The organism is Yoonia sediminilitoris (assembly GCF_003058085.1).
GTDB lineage: Bacteria > Pseudomonadota > Alphaproteobacteria > Rhodobacterales > Rhodobacteraceae > Yoonia > Yoonia sediminilitoris.
The window spans coordinates 1-3,841 of the sequence record NZ_QBUD01000038.1 but is presented as its reverse complement, the minus strand read 5'-3'; the positions used below and the strand labels follow the sequence as shown (position 1 = coordinate 3,841).

3 protein-coding genes are annotated in these 3,841 nt (G+C 55.1%); 1 reads left to right on the top strand and 2 read right to left on the bottom strand.

Annotation, left to right across the window (positions count from 1 at the left end):
- Positions 1–320: 320 nt before the first annotated feature.
- Positions 321–1,343, bottom strand: a complete 1,023-nt coding sequence (locus C8N45_RS22815) for an IS110 family RNA-guided transposase (protein WP_108389345.1) — start codon at positions 1,341–1,343, stop codon at positions 321–323.
- 288 nt (positions 1,344–1,631) lie between these two features.
- A complete protein-coding gene (locus C8N45_RS22810) occupies positions 1,632–2,450 on the bottom strand; it encodes a type II CAAX endopeptidase family protein (protein ID WP_108389343.1) in 819 nt (272 codons plus the stop codon).
- 124 nt (positions 2,451–2,574) lie between these two features.
- Between C8N45_RS22810 and C8N45_RS22805 the strand changes: the two genes are divergently transcribed.
- Positions 2,575–3,282, top strand: a complete 708-nt coding sequence (locus tag C8N45_RS22805) for a TetR/AcrR family transcriptional regulator (protein WP_108389341.1) — start codon at positions 2,575–2,577, stop codon at positions 3,280–3,282.
- The last annotated feature ends 559 nt before the right edge of the window (positions 3,283–3,841 follow it).

The following is a 3,841-nucleotide window of genomic DNA, read 5'->3' as shown; positions in this document are numbered from 1 at the left end:
AATTCTCACTATCTGCATGGTATTTCTCCTTTCCCAAAATTGATCTTCTAAGGGTCGCCGACCGAAGGCGGCGGGGTCCATACCATTGGCTCCTGCATAGCAGGACATTTTTGATCAGATTTGTGCATTTGTCAGAAGCAGTCATGTGTCCGGCCTGTTTGCGCGGTTTTGACCGCTGGCCCTGATGGGTTCCGCAAACCAAGTTCCTTACAGCTTAGCGGGCTATGACGCCCGGGACATTCGGCGGAGTGTCCTGGTTTTGGCGGCAGACTTGTGCACCATCATCTCGCAGGTCTTGCTAACTCGTTGTTCCTTTCTTCTCAGACTGCCGCACGGGGGCTGTAGGGTTCGTCGCGGGCCAGGACAGCCCAGACGATCCGGGCGGTCTTATTGGCCATGGCGACAGTTGCGACACGGGCGGGCTTGCGTTCGAGCAGTGACGTCAGCCACTTGCTGGCACGTTCGGGGTGGGACCGTGTTTGTCGGACCAGTGATGTCATGCCGACGACAAGCAACGAGCGTAAATACTGATCGCCCATCTTGGTGATCCGCCCCAGCTTTTCCTTGCCTCCGCTGGATTTATTCGCAGGCGTCAAGCCCAGCCAGGCGGCGAACTCCCGGCCATTACGGAACTGGTGCCCGTCGCCGATGCTGGCGATGATCGCAGAAGCCGTCACCGCGCCGACGCCGGGTATCGTGCGCAACAAACGCACACGCGCATCTTCTTTGGCCACTTGCTTGAGGCGCTCTTCATACCATCGGATCCGCTTATGCAATGCCATCAACTGTTCTGACAGGTTGCGGATCACTTCATTGGCGATGTCTGGCAAGTCGAGCACTTCACCAAGTGTGATATCCTCAGCAAACCCAATCACGCGGGCCAGTCCTCCGGGGATGTAGACACCGAACTCAGCAACCAGACCACGTAGGCCGTTGATCAGCTGCGTCCTTTGACGGACCAAAAGGTCGCGAGCCCGATGAAGCGACAGCAAAGCTTGTTGCTCAACCGTCTTGATCGCAACAAAGCGCATCGTGGGTCGTGTCACGGCTTCACAGATTGCCTCGGCGTCGATTGCATCTGACTTCCCTCGCTTGACGTAGGGCTTCACATACATCGGTGGGATCAAACGCACCTCGTGGCCGAAGGCCGTCAATTCGCGGGCCCAATGATGGGCGCTGCTGCAAGACTCCATGCCGATCAGGCAGGGTTCTAACTTAGCAAAGAACGGCAGAAACTGCGCCCGTCTCAGGGGCTTGTTGAACAACACATCGTCGTTCTCTGCGATACCATGGACTTGGAAAACGTTCTTGGCCAGGTCAACGCCAATTGTGGTAACTTGCATGGGGTGGCTCCTCTCAAAGCAGATTTAGACACCTGCATCATGGCGCATTGCGACGCCGGTTGAAGCAGGAGCCATCCACCCCATCAGGTTTCCGCCCGGTCTGCGGGAGACGCCATCGGATGCAAGTGCAGAATGAATGTCCATTTTGGGCTGGGAGCGGTCAACCGAGGGGCTCTGGAAACCGGTTGGATGCGGGCCAGAACAAGAAACTGGGTGCTGCGCCGCCGCAGGTCGGCTTCGAGCCCAAAGTGTCCAGTGCTTCCTTGGACACCAATGTCAGGTAGAGCTTCACGACGCTCGTTTTCTCACGGCCAAAATCGCAAGCGCCGCGATCGCAATGTTGATCGCCAAGTAGATGTAGAGACCCACCTGCGGGCCGTCACTATCGAGGCGATACACCGGCAATATTATCAATACCGTGTTCTGGACCCCATGCATGATCCATGGGACCGAGAGCTTGTAGCCTGATAGCTGAAACAGCCAAAGCATTTGCACAGAAAACGCCATTGTAAATAGGACAAAGGCCACGAACGGGATGAAGATATGTGGATCACCCGGAATGATCCAAAGTGGCAAGTGCCACAGACCCCAAACAGCGCCGAGCAGCAAGCTCGATCCTGCAAATCCCAGCCGATCGTGCATCGGTTCCTGAGCATATCCGCGCCAGCCGAATTCTTCCTGACCACCCCCAAACAACATCATAGAAAGGAAGGCCGGAACCAGCCAAATGGCCGCTGGGTATCCAAGATCTTCAGGCACCATGCTGCCCGGCAAAGTATCAGCACCTGTTATGTTCACGACAGAGTTTGCGAGCCAAGCTGACCCAACAGGCAACAGGATAGCCGCTATGAGAACAACTGGTTTGACGCGGAGATCGAACCCGCGTTTGATCAGCCCCCATGCCGCTCTGAAGCCGCCATCCCTTCCGAGCAAGATCATGGCGGCAAGCAGCGGTCCAAATGTTGAAATGAAACCTGCAAACCCGTTGTAGCCATCTCCACCGACTGGTGCAGGAATTCCGAGCCAGACGAGGAATGTGGGAATGAAAAAGACCCAAGAAAGGCCAAACGCCAACACGAAGAATGTGAAAAGTCTTTTGTCGGCCATGGCCAGCCCCCTATTAACGGCGCATCCGGTATGCGAAGCAGGTCTTGTGAGAAAAACATACCATCGGTCTGTAATTCACATATCAATACCGACCGTCGGTATGTTTGTAAAGAAAGGTGGCTGAATGACGCGCCGTCGCAAAAACTTTAGACCTGAGGATCGGCGCAACCAGATCTTTGACTGTGCACAACAGCTCTTTCAGACAAAGGGTTATTCGCGCACGTCCATAAATGACATCATGAACATCGCGGGCGTTTCCAAGGGAGCTTTCTACCACCACTTTGACTCCAAGGAAGCGATGGTCGACGGCCTGCTACGCCGGTACGCAGATCAGATCCGGGGGGCCTACGATGCTGTGCTGGAGACCCAAGGCCTTTCCGCGCTGGACAGGTACAAGCTGCATCTGCAGATCCTCCGCGATCGCCAGGCTTTGGCCGAACCGCAGTCAATGATGTTGATCATCGCATCGCTTCTCAATGAAGAAGACTCTGGCTTCCAAGACCGACTGATGGAAGAAATTGTTGCAGCGGTGGTCCCAGTATTCGCAGAGGTATTACGTTTGGGAATCGAAGACGGCGTGTTCCTTATTGATGATCCAGTGACAGCGGCACCGCTCATTGTCCGTATTGCGAACCAACACAGATACGTCCTGAAGACGGCTTTTGGCATCAAAAGCGCAGAAGATCAGAAGGCTGTCGTGAAAAAGATCGAAGATAGTCTGAAAATGCAAGGATTGGCCATCGACAGGCTATTGGGCATTCCTGACGGCACAACACAACTGAGACACGTAAATTACGCCTCTGATTTCGTTGCCAACCTTCATGCGAAATGACCAATACTCCTATCTCTGTAATTGTGCTTTGAGCGAGCTCGACCCCGCAAAACAATCCCCGTTCCTTTGCTTGCCGGACACCTACACAATGACTGATTCGTCCCGCACACTACCAGTCCGCAGCATCCAAGATTTTGCTCATGCAGCGAATGGCGGGTCTGACGGGCCGCACCGCAGCGACAGCTACCCATGGCCAATGTCCGCAATGGGCCGATCCTTACGGGGCTGGCGGCACCTGACAGGCAAAATGCTGCGACCGATCTAACGGCGGCTGAGAGCCCAGAGCAGCCGGATTGAAATCGCGCCCTTTGCTCTTGCAGCAAACTGAACGCCTCCGCTACGCGTTGCATCGCAGCTAGAAAAGCAGACGTTGGTCGCGACCGCAGCGAATTTCAGGCGGTCTATGACCGAGTTGCGGACGAAGCCGTCGTCAACATCAGAATGCTCCCCTTTCAGTGAGAGGGTGTCCGTCGTCAGGGTTTTTGGGACCAAGAGCGTCCGAACCTAAGAGAGAGTTTGGCTCATCTGTTTGGTTTGATTATGCGGCGTGCTGGCGGTG